The organism is Variovorax endophyticus (genome assembly GCF_025376855.1).
In the GTDB taxonomy this organism is placed as follows: Bacteria; Pseudomonadota; Gammaproteobacteria; order Burkholderiales; family Burkholderiaceae_C; genus Variovorax.
The window spans coordinates 76,860-93,521 of record NZ_JAHUTH010000001.1 but is presented as its reverse complement, the minus strand read 5'-3'; the positions used below and the strand labels follow the sequence as shown (position 1 = coordinate 93,521).

17 protein-coding genes are annotated in these 16,662 nt (G+C 70.6%); 5 read left to right on the top strand and 12 right to left on the bottom strand.

All coding sequences use genetic code 11. The features are described from left to right. Positions 1–218: 218 nt before the first annotated feature. Entirely contained in the window at positions 219–554 is a 336-nt protein-coding gene (locus KV106_RS00435; RefSeq protein ID WP_057596950.1) for a hypothetical protein, read from the bottom strand. 267 nt (positions 555–821) lie between these two features. On the opposite strand from KV106_RS00435, the gene pgm reads away from it, so the two are divergent. After that, on the top strand, positions 822–2,492 hold the full coding sequence (gene pgm, locus KV106_RS00430) for a phosphoglucomutase (alpha-D-glucose-1,6-bisphosphate-dependent) (protein WP_261205641.1): 1,671 nt from the start codon (positions 822–824) through the stop codon (positions 2,490–2,492). A gap of 13 nt (positions 2,493–2,505) precedes the next feature. Then, positions 2,506–2,916, top strand: coding sequence for a PPC domain-containing DNA-binding protein (locus KV106_RS00425; RefSeq protein WP_261205640.1), 411 nt, complete (start codon positions 2,506–2,508; stop codon positions 2,914–2,916). Between the two features lie 12 nt (positions 2,917–2,928). Here KV106_RS00425 and KV106_RS00420 read toward each other — a convergent pair whose 3' ends face one another. The 3 genes from KV106_RS00420 to KV106_RS00410 are packed head-to-tail and all read right to left on the bottom strand — an operon-like array spanning position 2,929 to position 4,902. Beyond that, positions 2,929–3,987: an aldo/keto reductase gene (locus tag KV106_RS00420; RefSeq protein ID WP_261205638.1), complete on the bottom strand. Its 1,059-nt coding sequence runs from the start codon at positions 3,985–3,987 to the stop codon at positions 2,929–2,931. After that, positions 3,984–4,352 carry a TIGR04076 family protein gene (locus tag KV106_RS00415; protein WP_057596942.1) on the bottom strand — a complete coding sequence of 123 codons (369 nt, stop codon included), beginning with the start codon at positions 4,350–4,352 and terminating at the stop codon, positions 3,984–3,986. Before KV106_RS00415 ends, KV106_RS00420 begins: the two co-directional genes overlap by 4 nt. A 13-nt stretch (positions 4,353–4,365) precedes the next feature. Continuing rightward, positions 4,366–4,902 (bottom strand): helix-turn-helix domain-containing protein, encoded by a 537-nt coding sequence (locus tag KV106_RS00410; RefSeq protein ID WP_093342133.1) that lies wholly within the window; start codon positions 4,900–4,902, stop codon positions 4,366–4,368. A gap of 202 nt (positions 4,903–5,104) precedes the next feature. Between KV106_RS00410 and KV106_RS00405 the strand changes: the two genes are divergently transcribed. Further along, a complete protein-coding gene (locus KV106_RS00405) occupies positions 5,105–5,404 on the top strand; it encodes a DUF3311 domain-containing protein (RefSeq protein ID WP_057596940.1) in 300 nt (99 codons plus the stop codon). Continuing rightward, the gene (locus KV106_RS00400) at positions 5,401–6,909 is read left to right on the top strand and encodes a sodium:solute symporter family protein (RefSeq protein ID WP_261205637.1); all 1,509 of its coding nucleotides are present in this window, start codon (positions 5,401–5,403) and stop codon (positions 6,907–6,909) included. The genes KV106_RS00405 and KV106_RS00400 overlap by 4 nt, the downstream gene beginning before the upstream one ends. Positions 6,910–6,916: 7 nt before the next feature. Here KV106_RS00400 and KV106_RS00395 read toward each other — a convergent pair whose 3' ends face one another. From KV106_RS00395 to KV106_RS00380, 4 genes are all read right to left on the bottom strand, one after another. Further along, positions 6,917–8,272 (bottom strand): homoserine dehydrogenase, encoded by a 1,356-nt coding sequence (locus KV106_RS00395; RefSeq protein WP_261205636.1) that lies wholly within the window; start codon positions 8,270–8,272, stop codon positions 6,917–6,919. Between the two features lie 264 nt (positions 8,273–8,536). Further along, positions 8,537–9,613: an amino acid ABC transporter permease gene (locus KV106_RS00390; RefSeq protein WP_261205635.1), complete on the bottom strand. Its 1,077-nt coding sequence runs from the start codon at positions 9,611–9,613 to the stop codon at positions 8,537–8,539. Then, positions 9,610–10,617: an amino acid ABC transporter permease gene (locus tag KV106_RS00385; protein ID WP_261205634.1), complete on the bottom strand. Its 1,008-nt coding sequence runs from the start codon at positions 10,615–10,617 to the stop codon at positions 9,610–9,612. The genes KV106_RS00390 and KV106_RS00385 overlap by 4 nt, the downstream gene beginning before the upstream one ends. Continuing rightward, positions 10,614–11,648, bottom strand: coding sequence for an amino acid ABC transporter substrate-binding protein (locus KV106_RS00380; RefSeq protein WP_057596933.1), 1,035 nt, complete (start codon positions 11,646–11,648; stop codon positions 10,614–10,616). Before KV106_RS00380 ends, KV106_RS00385 begins: the two co-directional genes overlap by 4 nt. A 185-nt stretch (positions 11,649–11,833) precedes the next feature. Between KV106_RS00380 and KV106_RS00375 the strand changes: the two genes are divergently transcribed. Beyond that, complete coding sequence (locus tag KV106_RS00375) at positions 11,834–12,223, top strand: DoxX family protein (protein WP_057596931.1); 390 nt, start codon at positions 11,834–11,836, stop codon at positions 12,221–12,223. A 6-nt stretch (positions 12,224–12,229) separates the two neighbouring features. Here the strand turns inward: KV106_RS00375 and def are convergent, their stop codons facing one another. The 4 genes from def to KV106_RS00355 form a co-directional block, all read right to left on the bottom strand. After that, positions 12,230–12,769, bottom strand: coding sequence for a peptide deformylase (gene def, locus KV106_RS00370; protein ID WP_057596930.1), 540 nt, complete (start codon positions 12,767–12,769; stop codon positions 12,230–12,232). A 60-nt stretch (positions 12,770–12,829) separates the two neighbouring features. Then, positions 12,830–13,270 carry a hypothetical protein gene (locus tag KV106_RS00365; protein WP_261205632.1) on the bottom strand — a complete coding sequence of 147 codons (441 nt, stop codon included), beginning with the start codon at positions 13,268–13,270 and terminating at the stop codon, positions 12,830–12,832. Between the two features lie 110 nt (positions 13,271–13,380). Beyond that, the gene (gene ligA / locus KV106_RS00360) at positions 13,381–15,474 is read right to left on the bottom strand and encodes an NAD-dependent DNA ligase LigA (RefSeq protein ID WP_261205631.1); all 2,094 of its coding nucleotides are present in this window, start codon (positions 15,472–15,474) and stop codon (positions 13,381–13,383) included. A gap of 80 nt (positions 15,475–15,554) precedes the next feature. Continuing rightward, positions 15,555–16,652 (bottom strand): cell division protein ZipA C-terminal FtsZ-binding domain-containing protein, encoded by a 1,098-nt coding sequence (locus KV106_RS00355; protein WP_057596208.1) that lies wholly within the window; start codon positions 16,650–16,652, stop codon positions 15,555–15,557. Positions 16,653–16,662 lie beyond the last annotated feature (10 nt).

Here is a 16,662-nt window from a genome sequence, read left to right as displayed (position 1 = left end):
GGCAGGGCCATGGCGGGAGGTTGCTTGGTCGACAAAGGGCTGAGTCCGGAAAATCGCAATCTATTGTTCTCTCAAAACTGACCGTGGAGCGATCCGGGCGGGTCGAATTGTGACGTTCGCGGTCTTCGCGCAACACCGTGGCATCGAAGCAGGACCAAAGCATTCGCGGATGCGGTGCCCTGGAACCGGGGAAGCGAGGTCGAGCCGGCAGGTCTTTCTTATTGGCAGCTCGCCCCCACGATGCGGCCCGAGGGCTCGATCCGCACGTTGAGGCGGGTCGGATCGAGCACGGGATCGGGCGGGTCGGTGGAGAGCACGGTGCGCGCGAACCTGGCGCCGCTGCGCTGGCGCATTTCCTCGAGCAGCGGCTGGGTGGCGCGCAAACCCAGCGCGAAGCGCACGCCCTCGGCCAGGCAGCTTTCGGGCGGCGGCGCGAAGGCCGGCGGCTCCGGCACTTCGGAGGTGAGAGGACGGTCCTTGGGCGGCGCCTGGCAGCCGGCGGCCAGCAGGAGCAATGCCGCGAGAGAGAGCCAGTGTCGGCCGTGGATGCGCATTCGGGGGTTCCTTGAACGGGGCGTAGCTTAGTCGCGCCCGGCCGCGAATTCGGGCGATTTCGGCCAAACGAGAACAAAAGTATCGACAAAATTCACGATCTCCCTACCAGATTCCAGAGGGAAAACGTTTGCTTGATCTTGGCATGCGATCCGGCGCGCAGTCCAGCGGCGATGACGCGCCGATCGCCGACTGTGCCATCGGCGCTTGCCACCGTATCCTAGGAGCACCCGGCCCGGCGCCGCCTTCCGAACCCTGGACACACACCGATGAGCCCTGCCTCCAAGACCGCGGCACCCGCCGCCCTCCCCGGCCAGCCCGCGCCGCACGACCTGCTGGTGAACGTGCCGCGGCTGGTCTCGGCCTACTACAGCGGCCGGCCCGATCCCTCGGTGCCCGCGCAGCGCGTGGCCTTCGGCACCTCGGGCCACCGCGGCTCGTCCTTCGACAACGGCTTCAACGAATGGCACGTGCTCGCGATCAGCCAGGCGATCTGCGACTACCGCAGCCAGAAAGGCATCGACGGCCCGCTGTTCCTCGGCATCGACACCCATGCGCTCTCGACGCCGGCCTTCAACAGCGCGGTCGAGGTGCTGGCGGCCAACGGCGTCGAGCTGATGCTTTCGCAGGACGACGAATACACGCCCACGCCCGCCGTCTCGCACGCGATCCTGGTCTACAACCGCGGCCGCAGCAGCGGCCTGGCGGACGGCATCGTCATCACGCCCTCGCACAACCCGCCCGAGAGCGGCGGCTTCAAGTACAACCCGCCCAACGGCGGCCCGGCCGGCACCGACATCACCTCGGCGGTCGAGGCCGCCGCCAACGGCTTCCTGGCCAACGGCCTGCAGGGCGTGAAGCGGCTGCCGCTGGCGCAGGCGCTCCAGGCCTCGACCACGCACCGGCACGACTACCTCAACACCTATGTGGAAGACCTGGCGCAGGTGCTCGACATGGACGCCATCCGCGACGTGCCGATCGCGCTGGGCGTCGATCCGCTGGGCGGCGCGGGCGTGCACTACTGGCCCGCGATCGCCGAGCGCTACAAGCTCTCGCGCCTGACGGTGCTGAGCCAGGAGGTCGACCCGACCTTCCGCTTCATGTCGCTCGACTGGGACGGCCGCATCCGCATGGACCCCTCCTCGCCCGATGCGATGCACCAGCTGATCGCGCTCAAGGACCGCTTCGGCATCGCCTTCGCCTGCGACACCGACCACGACCGCCACGGGGTGGTGGCGGGCAGCAGCGGCCTGATGCAGCCCAACAGCTACCTCGCGGTGATGATCGACTACCTCTACACGCACCGCCCCGGCTGGCCCGCCGCCGCGGCCGTCGGCAAGACGGTGGTGAGCAGCCGCATGATCGACCGCGTGGCCCAGCGCCTGGGCCGCCGGCTGTACGAGGTACCGGTGGGCTTCAAGTGGTTCGTCGACGGGCTGGTCGACGGCTCGCTGGCCTTCGGCGGCGAGGAAAGCGCGGGCGCGACCTTCCTGCGCCGCGACGGCACGGCCTGGACCACCGACAAGGACGGCATCGTGCCGGCGCTGCTGTCGGCCGAGATCGCCGCGCGCACCGGCCGCGATCCGGGCGAGCGCTATGCCGAGCTCACGCAGGCGCTGGGCCGGCCGGTGTCCGACCGCGTCGATGCGGCGGCGACGGTCGAGCAGAAGAAGCGGCTGTCGAACCTGTCGCCGGCGCAGATCCGCTCGACCGAGCTCGCGGGCGAGAAGATCGTCGAGGTGCTGAGCCATGCGCCCGGCAACGGCGCGGCCATCGGTGGCGTCAAGGTCGTCACCGAGAACGGCTGGTTCGCCGCGCGCCCCTCGGGCACCGAGAACATCTACAAGATCTACGGCGAGAGCTTCCAGGGCCGGGAGCATCTCGCGCGCATCCTCGAGGAAGCGCAGCAGGTGGTCGACGGCGCGCTCGCGGCGCCCTGAAACCGGTCGCGCGATGCGCACGCTGCCCCTGCGCCTCTCGCCCGGCGACGACCTGCGCGCGGCGCTCGACCGCGTGCTCGCGCAGCAGGCGGTGGACGCGGCCTTCGTGCTCTCGGGCATCGGCAGCCTGCGCGGTGCGCGGATCCGCTTCGCGGGCGCACCCGAGCCCTCGGCGCTCGAAGGCGATCTGGAGATCCTCACGCTCGCGGGCTCGCTCTCGCCCGACGGCTCGCACCTGCACATCAGCGTGGCGGACGCGCAGGGCCGCGTCTGGGGCGGCCATGCGGCGCCGGGCTGCGTGGTGCGCACCACCGCTGAAGTGTTGCTGGCGCTGCTGCCCGCATGGCGCTTCTCGCGCGAGCACGACGAGGCCACGGGCTATGCCGAACTGAGGATGCGCGAGAAAACTCTGGATCGCGACTGAGCCGGACGGGCCTCAGTGCGGCTTGTCGTTGAGGTCGTACTTCATGACGCGGCCATGCCGCCCCTCGATGTCGCGCTCGACCTCGTAGACATCGCCGCTGTCCGGGCGGCGCTGCGCGAGCACCGCGTCGAGCGCCGCGAGGTCGGCCGCATCGAGCTGCAACGCGAGCATGCGCAGGTGGTCGGGCAGATGGTCGCCGCGGCGCACGCCGACGATCACGGCGGCCACCTCGGGCTGCGCGAGCACCCAGCGCATCGCGACCGCCGACAGCGAGGTGCCGTGCCGCTGCGCGATCTGCTGCAAGGCTTGCAGCAGTGCCTGGAACAGATCCCAGCCGCCGAAGTCGTCGATGATCAGCTTGTACTTGACCAGCGAGCGGTTCTCCAGCGGCTCGGCCGGTTCGCTCGCGCCGAGCCAGCGTTCCGAGAGAAAGCCGCCGGCCACGCTGCCGTAGCACAACAGCTTCACGCCGGCCTGCGCGCACCAGGCCGCGAGCCGCGCGCGCGGCCGCTGGTCGAGCAGCGAGTACTGCACCTGCATGCTGCGCAGCGGCAGGCCCGCGTCGCCCAGTTCGTGCGCGCGCCGCGTGTCGAAGTTGGTGCCGCCCAGCAGCTCGATCTTGCCGGCGCGCTGGAGCTCGGCGAGCCAGTGCGCGACCTCGACGTAGCGCGGCACGCGGTAGTCCCACCAGTGGAACTGCACCAGGTCGAGCCGCTCCACGCCGAGGCGGCGCAGCGAGCGGTCGATGATCTGCTCGACCTGGCGCTTGTCGATGGTCGAAAGCAGCGCGAGGTCGGGCACGAACTTGGTGTGCACGCGCAGCTGCGCAAGGCTGTCGGCGCCGTGGCGCGCGCGGTGCTCGCGGCGGAACTCGCCGATCAGTTCCTCGACGCCGGTGTAGATGTCGGCGCAGTCGAAGGTGGTGATGCCGGCCTGGTAGTAGGCCGACATGTCGGCGATGGCCGCGGCGCGGTCGATGCCGCCATGGCCGCCGGCGAGCTGCCAGCCGCCCTTGAGCATGCGCGAGATGGAATAGCCGGGGGCGAGTTCGGTGCGGGGGACGGTGCTCATGGTCGAAGGTCGGAAGGGTGGACCACGGCCGTGGTGTCGGCGTGGCGGAAGACGCGCGTGCCGATGCGCGTGATGCGCAGGCGCGAGGGGCAGTTCGGGTCTGGACAGGCGATCTCGGCGTCGGTGCTCATCCAGTCGTTGCCGTCGGTGGCGCGCTGCTTGGCGGCCAGCAGCGGCAGCACCGCGCCCAGCGAGTAGATCGAGAAGCCCTGCCCCGGCGGCAGGTGCAGCATCTCGCCGCGCAGCTCGAAGTGGTCGCCGGGCTGGCCGCAGTAGATGCGCGCGCCCTCGGGCGCGACCACCTCGACGCGCAGGTCGTGCAGCGTGAAGCTGCGCTCGGCGGCGGGATCGGTCGGTGTGCTCATGGGAGGCTCCTGCTCAGGGATTGGGCGGCGTCACCGACAGGATGATTTCGGTCGGCGCCTGCGAGGCGTTCATGTAGCGATGCGGCAGCCGCGCGTCGAAGGAGATGCTCTCGCCGGCCTGCACCGGGTAGTCGACGCCCGCGACCTGCGCCACCAGCGCGCCGGCCACCACGTAAACGCACTCGGCCGAGGCATGGCCGCGCGGTTCGTCGGCCGACATCTGGCCCGGCTGCAGCACCGCGCGCAGCACCTCGAGCTGGCCCACGCCGGCGGTCAGCCGCTCGTAGGCGACCTGGCCCTGCGGCGCCGTGAGCATCGCGCGCCGTCCCGGCCGGCTGACCCAGACGGTGGGCGGCGCGGGGTCGGAGAACAGCGAGGACACCGATTCGCCGAACACGCCCGCGAGCCGGCGCAGGGTTTCGAGGCTGGGGTCGGTGACCGCGCGCTCGATCTGGCTCAGCAAGGTGGCCGACACGCCGGCCTGGGCCGCGAGCTCGCGCAACGAGAGGCCGCGCGCGGTGCGCAGTTCCTTGAGCCGTTCGCCGATCATGGGTGGGAATTTCCTTTGTGCAGTGTGACAGCACGAATGAGGCAATGCTATGTGCCATGACGGTGCACGTCAAGCTGGCTGAACGCCCAGGATCGATGCGTTATTTACAAGGAAAACCCGAACTCGCCCCGCTTGTATTCCGTGCACTTTCGCTGCACACTCCGCGCCCATCTCGTGCAGCAGCACTTCACAGGAGTTTCGAATGGCCGGCCCGTCTCCCTCCTCCACCGCATCGCCTCCGCGCCGCCGCGCCTACCGATGGCTGCTGGCCTTTCCCTTCGTCTGGCAGGCCGGCCTCGCGCCCGTGGTCAACGACATCGCGCTGCGGCCCTTCGGCCTGCCGTTCCCGATGGCCTGGCAGATGGCGGGCATCGTGCTCACGAGCGTGGCGATCGCGCTGGTGTTCCGGCTCGACGCGCGCCATGGCGTGGAGGACGAGGAAGCCGACTTCCTCGCGCGGCACCAGGACGCCGGCACCGACGGCCACGGGAGCGCGCGATGAAGCTCGCGATCGTCCTGGCCATCCTGCTCGCCACGGTCGCGGGCGCCATCGCCTATGGCCGCCGCACCCGGCGCGCCGCCACCCTGGCCGAATGGGCCGTCGGCGGCCGCAGCCTCGGCACCCTGCTGTTCTGGTTCATGAACGCGGGCGAGGTCTACACCACCTTCGCGGTGCTCGGCATCTCGGGCTACGCCTGGGCGCTGGGCGCGCCGGCCTACCTGGCCTTCTGCTCGGTGTCGATGAGCTATGCGGTCGGCTACTGGCTGATGCCGAAGATCTGGCGCGCGGGGCGCATCGGGCGCCTGCTCACGCAATCCGACTTCTTCGCCGCGCGCTACGAGGCGCCCTGGCTCGGCGTGCTCACCGGCGTGGTCGGCATCGCCTCGCTGGTGGTCTACGTGCAGATCCAGCTCGTGAGCCTGGGCCTGATCGTGCAGCTCACGCTCGACGGCGCGGTGTCGAGCGAGGCCGCGACCATCGGCGCGGGCCTGTTGATGATCGCCTTCGTGTTCGTGGCCGGCGTGCGCTCGGCGGCCTTCGCGGCCGGCGTGAAGGACGTGCTGATGGTGCTGGTCGTGGTGCTGCTGAGCGTGACGGTGGCGAGCAAGGTGGGCGCGGCCTCGCTGCTCGACCTGTTCGCGCTGGCCGAGGCGAAACATCCGGGCATCGGCAGCTTCCCGGGCCTCGATGCGAGTTCGCCGACCACCGCGATCTGGCTCATGACCTCGGCCATCAACATCGCGCTGGGCAACTGGGTGTTCCCGCACCTGTTCCAGATGTCGTACACGGCGCACAGCGCCACCGCGATCCGGCGCAACGCGATCTGGCAGCCGATCTACTCGCTGGCCTATTTCTTCATCATCCTGCTGGGCTTCGCGGCGCTGATCGCGGGCACGCAGCCGCCGGGCGGCAACCTCAACGCGGCGCTGCTGCAGTTCGTGTCCGACCGCTATCCGGCCTGGACCGTGGGCCTGCTCACTGGCACCGGCTTCCTGCTGGCACTGGCGCCGGGCTCGCTGCTGCTGCTGACGGCCGGCTCGATCTTCACGCGCAACGTGGTGCGGCCCTTCAGGCCCGCGCTCGGCGAAGGCGCGGCGCTGGCGCTGTCGCGCGGCTCGCTGGCGTGCTTCGCGGCGATCGCCGTGTGGTTGTCGATCAGCCAGAAGGGCTCGCTGGTGAAGATCCTGCTCGACGCCTATTCGGCCATCGGCATGCTGGCGCCCGGCGTGTTCCTCGGCTTCCTCTGGAAGCGCACCAGCGCGCTCGGCGTGCTGGCCGGGCTGATCGCGGGTTTCGCGGCCCTGCTCGCGCCGCCGGCCGCGAAGTTCTGGGCCACCGCGCTGCCGCAATGGGAGGCCGGGTTGATCGCGATGGCGATCAATGCGGCGGTGGTGGTGGCCGTGAGCCTGGTCACGCAACGGCCGCGCGCCGCCGCGCTGGCACTGGGGCAACTCGACGACGGGGCACCGCGCGCACCCCGCAGCCTGCCCGCACGGGCCGCCTGAACGCGCGTCAAGCCTCCAGCATCTCCACGCGCAGCGTCGCGACCGCGCCGGCCACGGCCGGGTGCGACTGCAGCGCATGCACCGCGAGATCGAGCGCGCCCTGCGCCATCGGCTCGGTCAGCACCAGCACCTGCGCACCGGCCGCGCAGGGCGCGGCCAGCGTCACCCGCCGCAAGGGCACCTGCTGGCTCGCGAGCCAGGCCGTGACGGACTCGATGCCGCCGGCCGCGTGCACCGGTACGCGCAGGTAGTGCGCGCTGCGCACCGCCGCGCGCGGCAGCACCTCGAGCGCATTCATCGCATGCGCATGGAAGCCCAGGTGCGGCACGCGCTGCGCGGCCGGGGTGCCGGCCAGCCGGGCCACGTCCACCAGGTCGGCGATCACGGCCGAGGCGGTCTGCTCCGAGCCGGCACCGGCGCCGTAGTACATCGTCACGCCCGAGGCATCGCCCTTGACCATCACCGCGTTCATCGAGCCGTTCACATGCGCCATCAGGTGCTCGGCGGGCACCAGCGCGGGCTGCACGCGCAGCTCGACGCCCTCCTCGCGGCGGCGCGCCACGCCCAGCAGCTTGACGCGAAAGCCCAGCTGCTCGGCGCAGGCCACGTCCAGCCCCTGCAGCGCCGTGATGCCCTCGGCCTGCACGTCGGCGAAGCGCAGCGGCATGCCGAAGGCATTGGCCGCGAGCAGCGTGAGCTTGTGGGCCGCGTCGATGCCTTCGATGTCGAAGGTCGGATCGGCCTCGGCATAGCCGAGCGCCTGGGCCTGCGCGAGCGCGGCCCCGAAGTCCAGGCCCTCGTCGCGCATCTTGCTCAGGATGAAGTTGGTGGTGCCGTTGACGATGCCCGCCACCCATTCGATGCGGTTGGCCACGAGGCCTTCGCGCAGCGCCTTCACGATCGGGATGCTGACCGCCACCGCACCCTCGTAGGCCACCGCCACGCCGTGGCGGCGCGCGGCCTCGAAGATCTCGCCGCCATGCTCGGCCAGCAGCGCCTTGTTGGCCGTCACCACGTGCTTGCCGTGGGCGATCGCGGCCAGCACCCAGTCGCGCGCCGCGCCGGTGCCGCCGGCCACCTCGACCACCACGTCGAGCTCGGGATGGGTCGCGACGCGCATCGCATCGTCGGTGAGCGCCACGCCCTCGCCCACGATGCCCGCGGCGCGCGCGAGGTTGCGCGCGGCCACGATGACGATCTCGATGCCGCGACCGGCGCGCGCGGCGATCTGGTCGTGGTTGCGCGCCAGCACGCGGAAGGTGCCCGAACCGACGGTGCCGATGCCGATCATGCCCACGCGCAGCGCTCGCATGGCCTGGCTGGGCACGACGGTTTCTAGGGACTGGACGGGATCGCGGTACATGGGCTTCTCCAAACGACAAAAACAAAAACCCAGCTGCCAGAGCTGGGTTTCATTCGTTCGGGGGAAGAGCGATCACCAGGTGGCTGCCGGAACGGCCACCTGCGCGTGCTCAGGTGGCCGCGGTGGTAATGGTGGTAATCATTCGTGCATCCATTGCCCATCCGGTCCGCGCGGAAGCGGACGGCATCATGCGGCCCATGCGGGCGGCGCTCGATGCGAAGGCGGGGTGGAAACACGACATGGGGGCGGAGTGTACAGGACGCCTCAGGCCGGCTCGGCCTGGACCACGCGCGGCACGGCCGACAGGCGCCCCTCGAGCCACACGCTGTAGCGCGAGAGCCCGAAGCACAGCAGCCAGTAGATCGCCGCGATGAACAGGTAGCCCTCGAGGTAGAACGGCCGCCAGGTCGGATCGCCGCCGAGCGACAGGCCGAGTGCGCCCGTGAGCTCGAACAGCCCCACCACCGTGACCAGCGAGGTGTCCTTGAGCGTGCCCACCACGTTGTTGGTCAGCGCCGGCACGACCAGCCGCAGTGCCTGCGGCAGCACGATGTCGCGCTGCACCGGCCAGCGGCCGAAGCCCAGCGCCATCGCGACCTCGGTCTGGCCGCGCGGCACGGCCTGCAGGCCGCCGCGAATGATCTCCGCCAGGTAGGCGGCCACGAACAGCGACAGCCCGGCCAGGACGCGCACCAGCACGTCGGGCTGCCAGCCCGCGGGCCACAGCAGCGGCAGCAGGAACGAGGCCATGAACAGCACCGAGATCAGCGGCACGCCGCGCACCAGCTCGATGTAGCTCGCGCAGAGCGTGCGCACCACCGGCCAGCCCGAGCGGCGCCCGAGCGCCAGCAGCAGCGCGAGCGGAAAGGCCAGCGCCAGCCCGACCACCGCGAGCCCGATGGTCAGCGGCAGGCCGCCCCAGCGGTTGGTCGGCACGTGGCTCCAGCCGAACGCGCCGCCGCGCATCAGCAGCACGAAGGCCGCGAGCGCCAGCAGCCACAGCGCCGGCAGCCACCAGCGCCAGCTGCGCGGCCAGGCGCTGAGCAGCGTGACCGCCGACAGCAGCGCGACCGCGATCGCGGGGCGCCACTGGTCTTCATAGGGGAAGCGGCCGAACAGCATCGGCCGCCATTTCTCGGCCACCACGCCCCAGCAGGCGCCGTGCCGCACCGCGCGGCAGGCCTCGGCATCGGGGCGGAACACCGCGTGCACCACGGCCCAGTCGACCAGGTGCCAGCCGGCCCAGGCCAGCAGCGCCGCGAGCAGCAGCGTGGCGAGCGTGCGCAGCGGCGAACCCCAGAGTTCGTGCCGCCAGGCGATCGGGCCTCGCACGACCCTCATCGCCAGCCCCGCAGCGCGACGCGCGCGTTGTAGCGGTTCATGCCCAGCGAGATCACGAGCGACAGCAGCAGGTAGACCGCCATGATGATCGCGATGCACTCGAAGGCGCGGCCGTTCGCGCCGATGGTGGTGTTGGCCACCGACACCAGCTCGGGATAGCCGACCGCCACCGCGAGCGAGGAGTTCTTGACCAGGCTCAACACCTGGTTGGTGAGCGCCGGCACGATCACGCGCAGCGCCTGCGGCAGGATCACGATGCGCAGCTGCTGCACCGGCGAGAAGCCCATCGCCTGCCCCGCGAGCACCTGGCCCTGCGACACCGACAGGATGCCCGCGCGCACGATCTCGGCCACGAAGGCGGCCGAGTAGAGCGACAGGCCCGCGACGATGGTCACGTACTCGGGGCTCAGCGCCGCGCCGCCGTTCACGCCGAAGTCGCCGCGCTCGGGCCATTCGAGGTGCGTGGGCCACCAGCCGCCCTCGCCCGCCACCGGCCACGGCACGCTGAGTCCGCCCTTGCTGAGCCACACGCCCGGCAGCAGCCGCACCGGCTCGGTCGGGTCGGGCAGCAGATTCGCCATCACGAAGGCCAGCATCAGCAGTTGCACCAGCAGCGGCACGTTGCGCAGCAGCTCGACATAGGCGGCGCAGATGCCGCGCACCAGCACATGCGGCGCGAGCCGGCCGATGCCGATCAGGGTACCGAGCAGCACCGAGAAGACGACCGCCGGCACCGCGGCGCGCACGGTGTTGACGAGGCCTGCGAGGAAGGCCCGCCACGACGGCTGGCTGGCCTCGAAGTCGAGCCAGCCCTCGCTGATCGCGAAGCCCGCGGGCTCGCTGAGGAAGTCGAAGCCCGAGCGCACGCCGCGCGCGCGCAGCACCTCGAGCGCGTGGTGCACGACCCAGAAGGCGCCGGCCACCACGGCCAGCACCAACAGCACCTGCACGGCCCAGGCCAGCCAGGCCGAGCGGCGTTCACCGCCCGCGGCCCGCAGGCTCATCGCACCGGCGGTGCGTAGATCAGGCCGCCCTTGCTCCAGAGGTTGTTGGAGCCGCGCGGCAGCTTCAGCACCGACTTCGGTCCGACGTTGCGCTCGAAGATCTCGCCGTAGTTGCCCACGGCCTTGATCGCGCGGTAGGACCAGTCCTTGTCGAGGCCCAGCAGCTTGCCGAGGTCTTCACCGGCGCCCAGCAGGCGCTGCTGCGCGGGGTCCTTGCTCGAGGCCTTGAGCTGTTCGGCGTTGGCCTCGGTGATGCCGGCCTCTTCGGCCTCGATCAGCGCATTGGGCACCCACTTGGCGATCGCGAACCATTCGTCGTCGCCGCGGCGCACCAGCGGCGCCAGCGGTTCCTTGGAGATCAGCTCGGGCAGGATCAGGTAGTCGTCGGGGTTCTGCGCCTCCTTGTTGCGCAGGCCGGCGAGCGCCGAGGCGTCGGTGGTGAAGGCCTGGCAGCGGCCCGAGAAGAAGGCCTTGAACGAGGCCTCGAAGCTCTCGAACACGACCGTCTTGACGGGGATGTTCTGGGCCCGGAAGTAGTCGGAGACGTTCTTCTCGTTGGTGGTGCCCGACTGGGTGCAGATGGTCGCGTTCTTCAGTTGCTTGGCGCTCGTGACCTTGAGCTTCTTCGGCACCAGGAAACCCTGGCCGTCGTAGTAGGTGATGGTCGTGAAGTTGAAGCCCAGCGAGGCGTCGCGCGTGAGCGTCCAGGTGGTGTTGCGCGCGAGGATGTCGATCTCGCCGGCCTGCAGCGCCGAGAAGCGCTGTTGCGAATTGAGCGGCACGAACTCGACCTTCTTCGCATCGCCGAGCACGGCCGCGGCGATCGCGCGGCAGGTGTCGACGTCGAGGCCCGACCAGTTGCCCTGCGTGTCGGGCGCCGAGAAACCTGCCACGCCGTTGGTCACGCCGCACTTGAGGCTGCCGCGCTGCTTGACCGCGTCGAGGGTCTTGCCGGCGAAGGCGGGCGCGGCGGCGACCAGCGCGGCGGCGGTCGCCGCCAGGGCGAAGGCGGATCGGAATCGGGGCGTCATGGATGGGTTCTCCTCAGGCAAAAAGGCAGTGTACGAGGCGGCGCGCCGGGCCGCCAAGGAACAGGCGGTTGGATGCATATGCGAAGCCCGTGCATGCGCCATGGATGCCTGGTCCGATGCATGCCGTTTCTTCACTACCATACGGCCCTCGCAACATTTCGAACCATCACCGAGGAACCCCGACCATGTTCAAGTCCGACGACACCGGCAAGCTCATTCTTCGCGTCGCCCTGGGCATCCTGATCCTGCTGCACGGCATCGCCAAGGTGAGCAAGGGCGTGGACGGCATCGGCGGCATGCTGGCCTCGCACGGGCTGCCGGGCGTGCTGGCCTACCTGGTCTACGTGGGCGAGATCGTCGCGCCGGTGCTGCTGATCATCGGCCTGTACACGCGGCCCGCTGCCGCGATCGTGGCGATCAACATGCTCGTGGCGATCTGGCTGGTGCACCGCAAGGACCTCGGCGCCCTCAACGGCCAGGGCGGCTGGGCGCTCGAGCTGCAGGGCATGTTCCTGTTCGCGGCCATCGCGCTCGCGTTCACGGGCGGCGGCCGCTTCGGGCTCAACAACAAGTAGTCCGGCTCAATCGTCGTCGGCCGCGTCGAGGCCCGGGAACAGGACCTCGGTGTAGCCGAAGCGCGAGAAGTCGCGCACCCGCATCGGATAGAGCTTGCCCAGCAGGTGGTCGACCTCGTGCTGCACCACGCGCGCGTGGAAGCCGCTGGCCGTGCGGTCGATCGGGTCGCCGTAGGGATCGAAGCCCGTGTAGCGGATGTTCGAGAAGCGCGGCACCACGCCGCGCAGTCCCGGCACCGACAGGCAGCCTTCCCAGCCCTCTTCCTCGGCCTCGCCGATCGGCGTGATGACCGGGTTCAACAGCACGGTGCGCGGCACCGGCGGTGCATCGGGGTAGCGCGGATTCACGACGTCGGTGCCGAAGATCACCAGTTGCAGGTCGACGCCGATCTGCGGCGCCGCGAGGCCGGCGCCGTTGACCGCATGCATGGTCTCGAACATGTCGCGCACCAGCAGGTGCAGTTCGTCGGTGTCGAAGGCGGTGACCGGCTGTGCGATGCGCAGCAGGCGCGGGTCGCCCATCTTGAGGATTTCGTGGATGGCCATGGCGCGGATTATCGCGACGGCACTCGCGCCCCGCGACGCGCCCGGCCTTTCGCGGCCGCCTTACTGCTGGTGCGGCGAGCCCGGGGCGATGTTCTGCGGCACATAGCCCGGCATGCCCGGCAGGGCGCCCGGCACGCCACGCCCGGTGCCGGGGGTCACCGGCACGGTCCGCTGCGGCGGCAGCCCCACGGGCGGCGCGACGACCGGCGGGCGGCCACCGCCCCAGCCCGGACGCCCGCCGCCGCCGTTCCATCCCGGACGCGGCGGGTAGGGATAGCCGGGGCGCCCGTAGTAGGGCCGATCGCGGTAATAGGGACGGCGGTCGTAGTACGCCCCGCCATTGATGTAGACCGGCGCGGGCTGCACCACCACCGGGTCGGAATAGTAGGGATCCGAGTAGCCCCCGCTGTAGTACGGATCGCCGGGCACCGCGACGCAGCCGGTGAGCAGCGCGAGGCCGCCGGCGGCGAGGCATAAACCGAGAACACGAGTTTTCTGCATGAGGGTCTCCTTGTCAGCCTTCTGCGTTCATTCAACGTACCAGCTTGTAGGCCCTGTTGACTGCGCTGGTGTGAAGTCGCGTAACGGCCGGTAAGGAGGACGCCGTCCTCTCATTCCGCGGCCGGAGGCACGCCGTTGGCGAGTATGTCCAGCATACGCGCCTCGTCGATCACCTCGACGCCGTTCTCGCGCGCCTTGTCGAGCTTGCTGCCGGCGTCCTCGCCGGCCACCAGGTAGTGGGTCTTCTTGCTGACCGAGCCGGCGACCTTGGCGCCGGCCATCTCCAGTTTGTCCTTCGCCTCGTCGCGGCTCAGCGTAGGAAGGGTGCCGGTGATGACGAAGGTCAGTCCCGCCAGCGGCTTGGGCACGCGCGCCGCGGGCTCGCCCTCCTCCCAGCTCAGGCCGCAGGCGCGCAGTTGCTCGACCACCTCGCGGTTGTGCGGCTGGTCGAAGAAGGTGCGCAGGCTCTGCGCCACCACCGGGCCGACGTCGTTGACCTCGAGCAGCAGCTCCTCGCTCGCGTCCATGATCGCGTCGAGCTTGCCGAAGTGCTTGGCCAGGTCCTTGGCCGTGCTCTCGCCCACGTGCCGGATGCCCAGGCCGAACAGGAAGCGCGGCAGCGTGGTCTTCTTCGAGGCCTCGAGCGCGTCGACCAGGTTCTGCGCCGACTTGTCGGCCATGCGCTCCAGCCCCGCCAGCGTGGTGAAGCCCAGCTTGTAGAGGTCGGGCAAGGTGCGGATCAGGTTGGCATCGACCATCTGCTCGACCAGCTTGTCGCCGAGCCCGTCGACATAGACCGCGCGGCGCGCGGCGAAATGCAGGATCGCCTCCTTGCGCTGGGCACCGCAGAACAGCCCGCCGGTGCAGCGGTAGTCGGCCTCGCCCTCCTCGCGCACGGCGTCCGAGCCGCAGACCGGGCACTTGCGCGGCATGGTGAAGACGGCACCGCGCTCGCCCTCGGGCCGCGCCAGGCTCTCGGGCGTGACGCCCACCACCTCGGGGATCACGTCGCCCGCGCGGCGCACGATCACCTTGTCGCCCACGCGCACGTCCTTGCGGCGCGCCTCGTCCTCGTTGTGCAGGGTGGCGTTGGTCACGGTCACGCCGCCGACGAACACCGGCGCCAGCTTGGCCACCGGCGTGAGCTTGCCGGTGCGCCCCACCTGCACCTCGATGCCGAGCACCTCGGTGATCTGCTCCTGCGCCGGGTACTTGTGCGCCACGGCCCAGCGCGGCTCGCGCGAGACGAAGCCGAGCTGGCGCTGCAGCTCGACGCTGTCGACCTTGTAGACCACGCCGTCGATGTCGTAGGGCAGGCTGTCGCGCTGGCGCCCGATGTTCTCGTGGAACGCGATCAGCTCGATCGCGCCGGTCGCGCGCGCGGTCTGTATCGCCACCGGAAAGCCCCAGGCATGGAACTGCTGCAGCCAGTCGAACTGGGTCGGGCAGTCGGGCCCGCCCTCGGCCGGCGGCGTGACCTCGCCGAGGCCGTAGGCGAAGAAGCTCAGCGGCCGCTCGGCGGCGATCGCCGGGTCGAGTTGCCGCACCGCTCCCGCGGCCGCGTTGCGCGGGTTCACGAACACCTTCTCGTTCTTCTGGCCGGCCGCGATCCTCTGCCGCTGGCGCTCGTTGAGCGCCTCGAAGTCGGCGCGCTTCATGTAGACCTCGCCGCGCACCTCGACCACCGGCGGCGCGTTGCCCTTCAGGCGCAGCGGGATCTCGCGCACGGTGCGGATGTTCTGCGTGACCTCCTCGCCGACCTCGCCGTCGCCGCGCGTGGCGGCCTGCACCAGCACGCCGTTCTCGTAGCGCAGGTTCATCGCGAGCCCGTCGAACTTGAGCTCGCAGACGTAGGCGATCTGCGGACCGTCCTCGGCCAGGCCGAGCTCGCGCCGCACGCGCGCGTCGAAGCTGCTGGCGCCGCCGGGCGTGATGTCGGTCTCGGTGCGGATCGACAGCATCGGCACCCTGTGGCGCACCTTGACGAAGCCGTCGAGCACCTTGCCGCCCACGCGCTGCGTCGGCGAGTCGGGCGTGCGCAGGTCGGGGAACTCGGCCTCGATCGCCTGCAGCCGCTGGAACATGCGGTCGTACTCGGCGTCGGGCAGCGCGGGCGCGTCGAGCACGTAGTAGAGATGGGCGTTGTGGTGGAGCTTCTCGCTCAGGTCGGCGGCTTCGCGGGCCGCTTCGTCGCGCGTGGTCATGGGGTGTCTTCCGAAAAAACGATGCGGCCGCCCGACCGCTTCGTGGCGGGCTGGGCGGCCTTGTGCATGGCGGGAACGGCTTAGCTGAACAGCCGGCGCGCCAGCGGCGAACCCGCCGCGAGGTCGCGCGCGTCGAGCGTGTCGTAGAGCTGCTCGAGGTCGGCGCCGATGGCGTCCATGGTCTCGTCGCGCAGCAGCTGGCCGTCGCTGTCGGTCACCACGCCGTCCATCTCGCGCGCCAGCGTGGCGGCGATCTCGCGCATGCGGGTGAAGGGCTGCTCGCCGCGGTCGACCTGGGGCACGTCGAGGCTCAGGCTCAGTTCGCGGATGGCCGATTGCGCCGGGTCGTCGGCCAATGCGGCCTGGGTGTCGAAGGCCAGGCCGAGGATCGGCGGCAGGCCCAGCTCGCTGGTCGGCAGCACCATGCGGCCCGGGATGATGCCGGCCACGAAGCCCAGGCGCGCGGCGTTCTGCTGCACGTAGCCTGGGCTCCAGGCCGCGTGCAAGGCGCGCAGCACGAAGCCCAGCTGCGCATCGTGCGCGCTGGCGAACTGGTCGAGCTCGCGCGCGCGCGCCACCTCGTCGAGCATCTCTGGGAACTCGGGCGCGCCGTTCAGCGCGTCGGCGAAGGCCTGGGCCTTCACCACGAATTCCGAATACTCGATCTCGTTGAGCGCGCCGGTGCGGTTGGCCAGCTGCACGCCGACCTGGAAGGCGCCGTAGCGCTGTCCCGGCACGGGCGGCTCCCATTGGCGCGAGTGCTCGTTCAGGCCCTCGATGGCGACCGGCTTGCTGCCCGCGCGGCGCGTCGGCGGCATGGCGGCAATGGCCGCGTCGCCCGAGGCCAGGCCATCGAGCGAGATCGGCGCGATCACGTCGATCAGCGGATCGAGCCCGCCGCGCCGCTCGCCCGTGGGCACCGGCAGCGTGCCGGGCGCGGGCAGGTCGGGATCGAACAGCGGTTCATGCCGGTCGTTCGTCGGCACCTGGCGCGGATCGACGTGCATCACCGGCTCGTAGCCGTCGTCGGACGGTGCGCGCTGCGCATCGGCCGGATCGCCATCGGCCGCATCGGGCTGGCGCGGTGCGTTGCGGCGCGAACGCAGGGCGTCGTAGCCGATCACGGCCGCGAGGACGAGGCCACCGAGGATGGCCAGGGCAAGCGTGAGATTGCTCATGGGTGCGCGC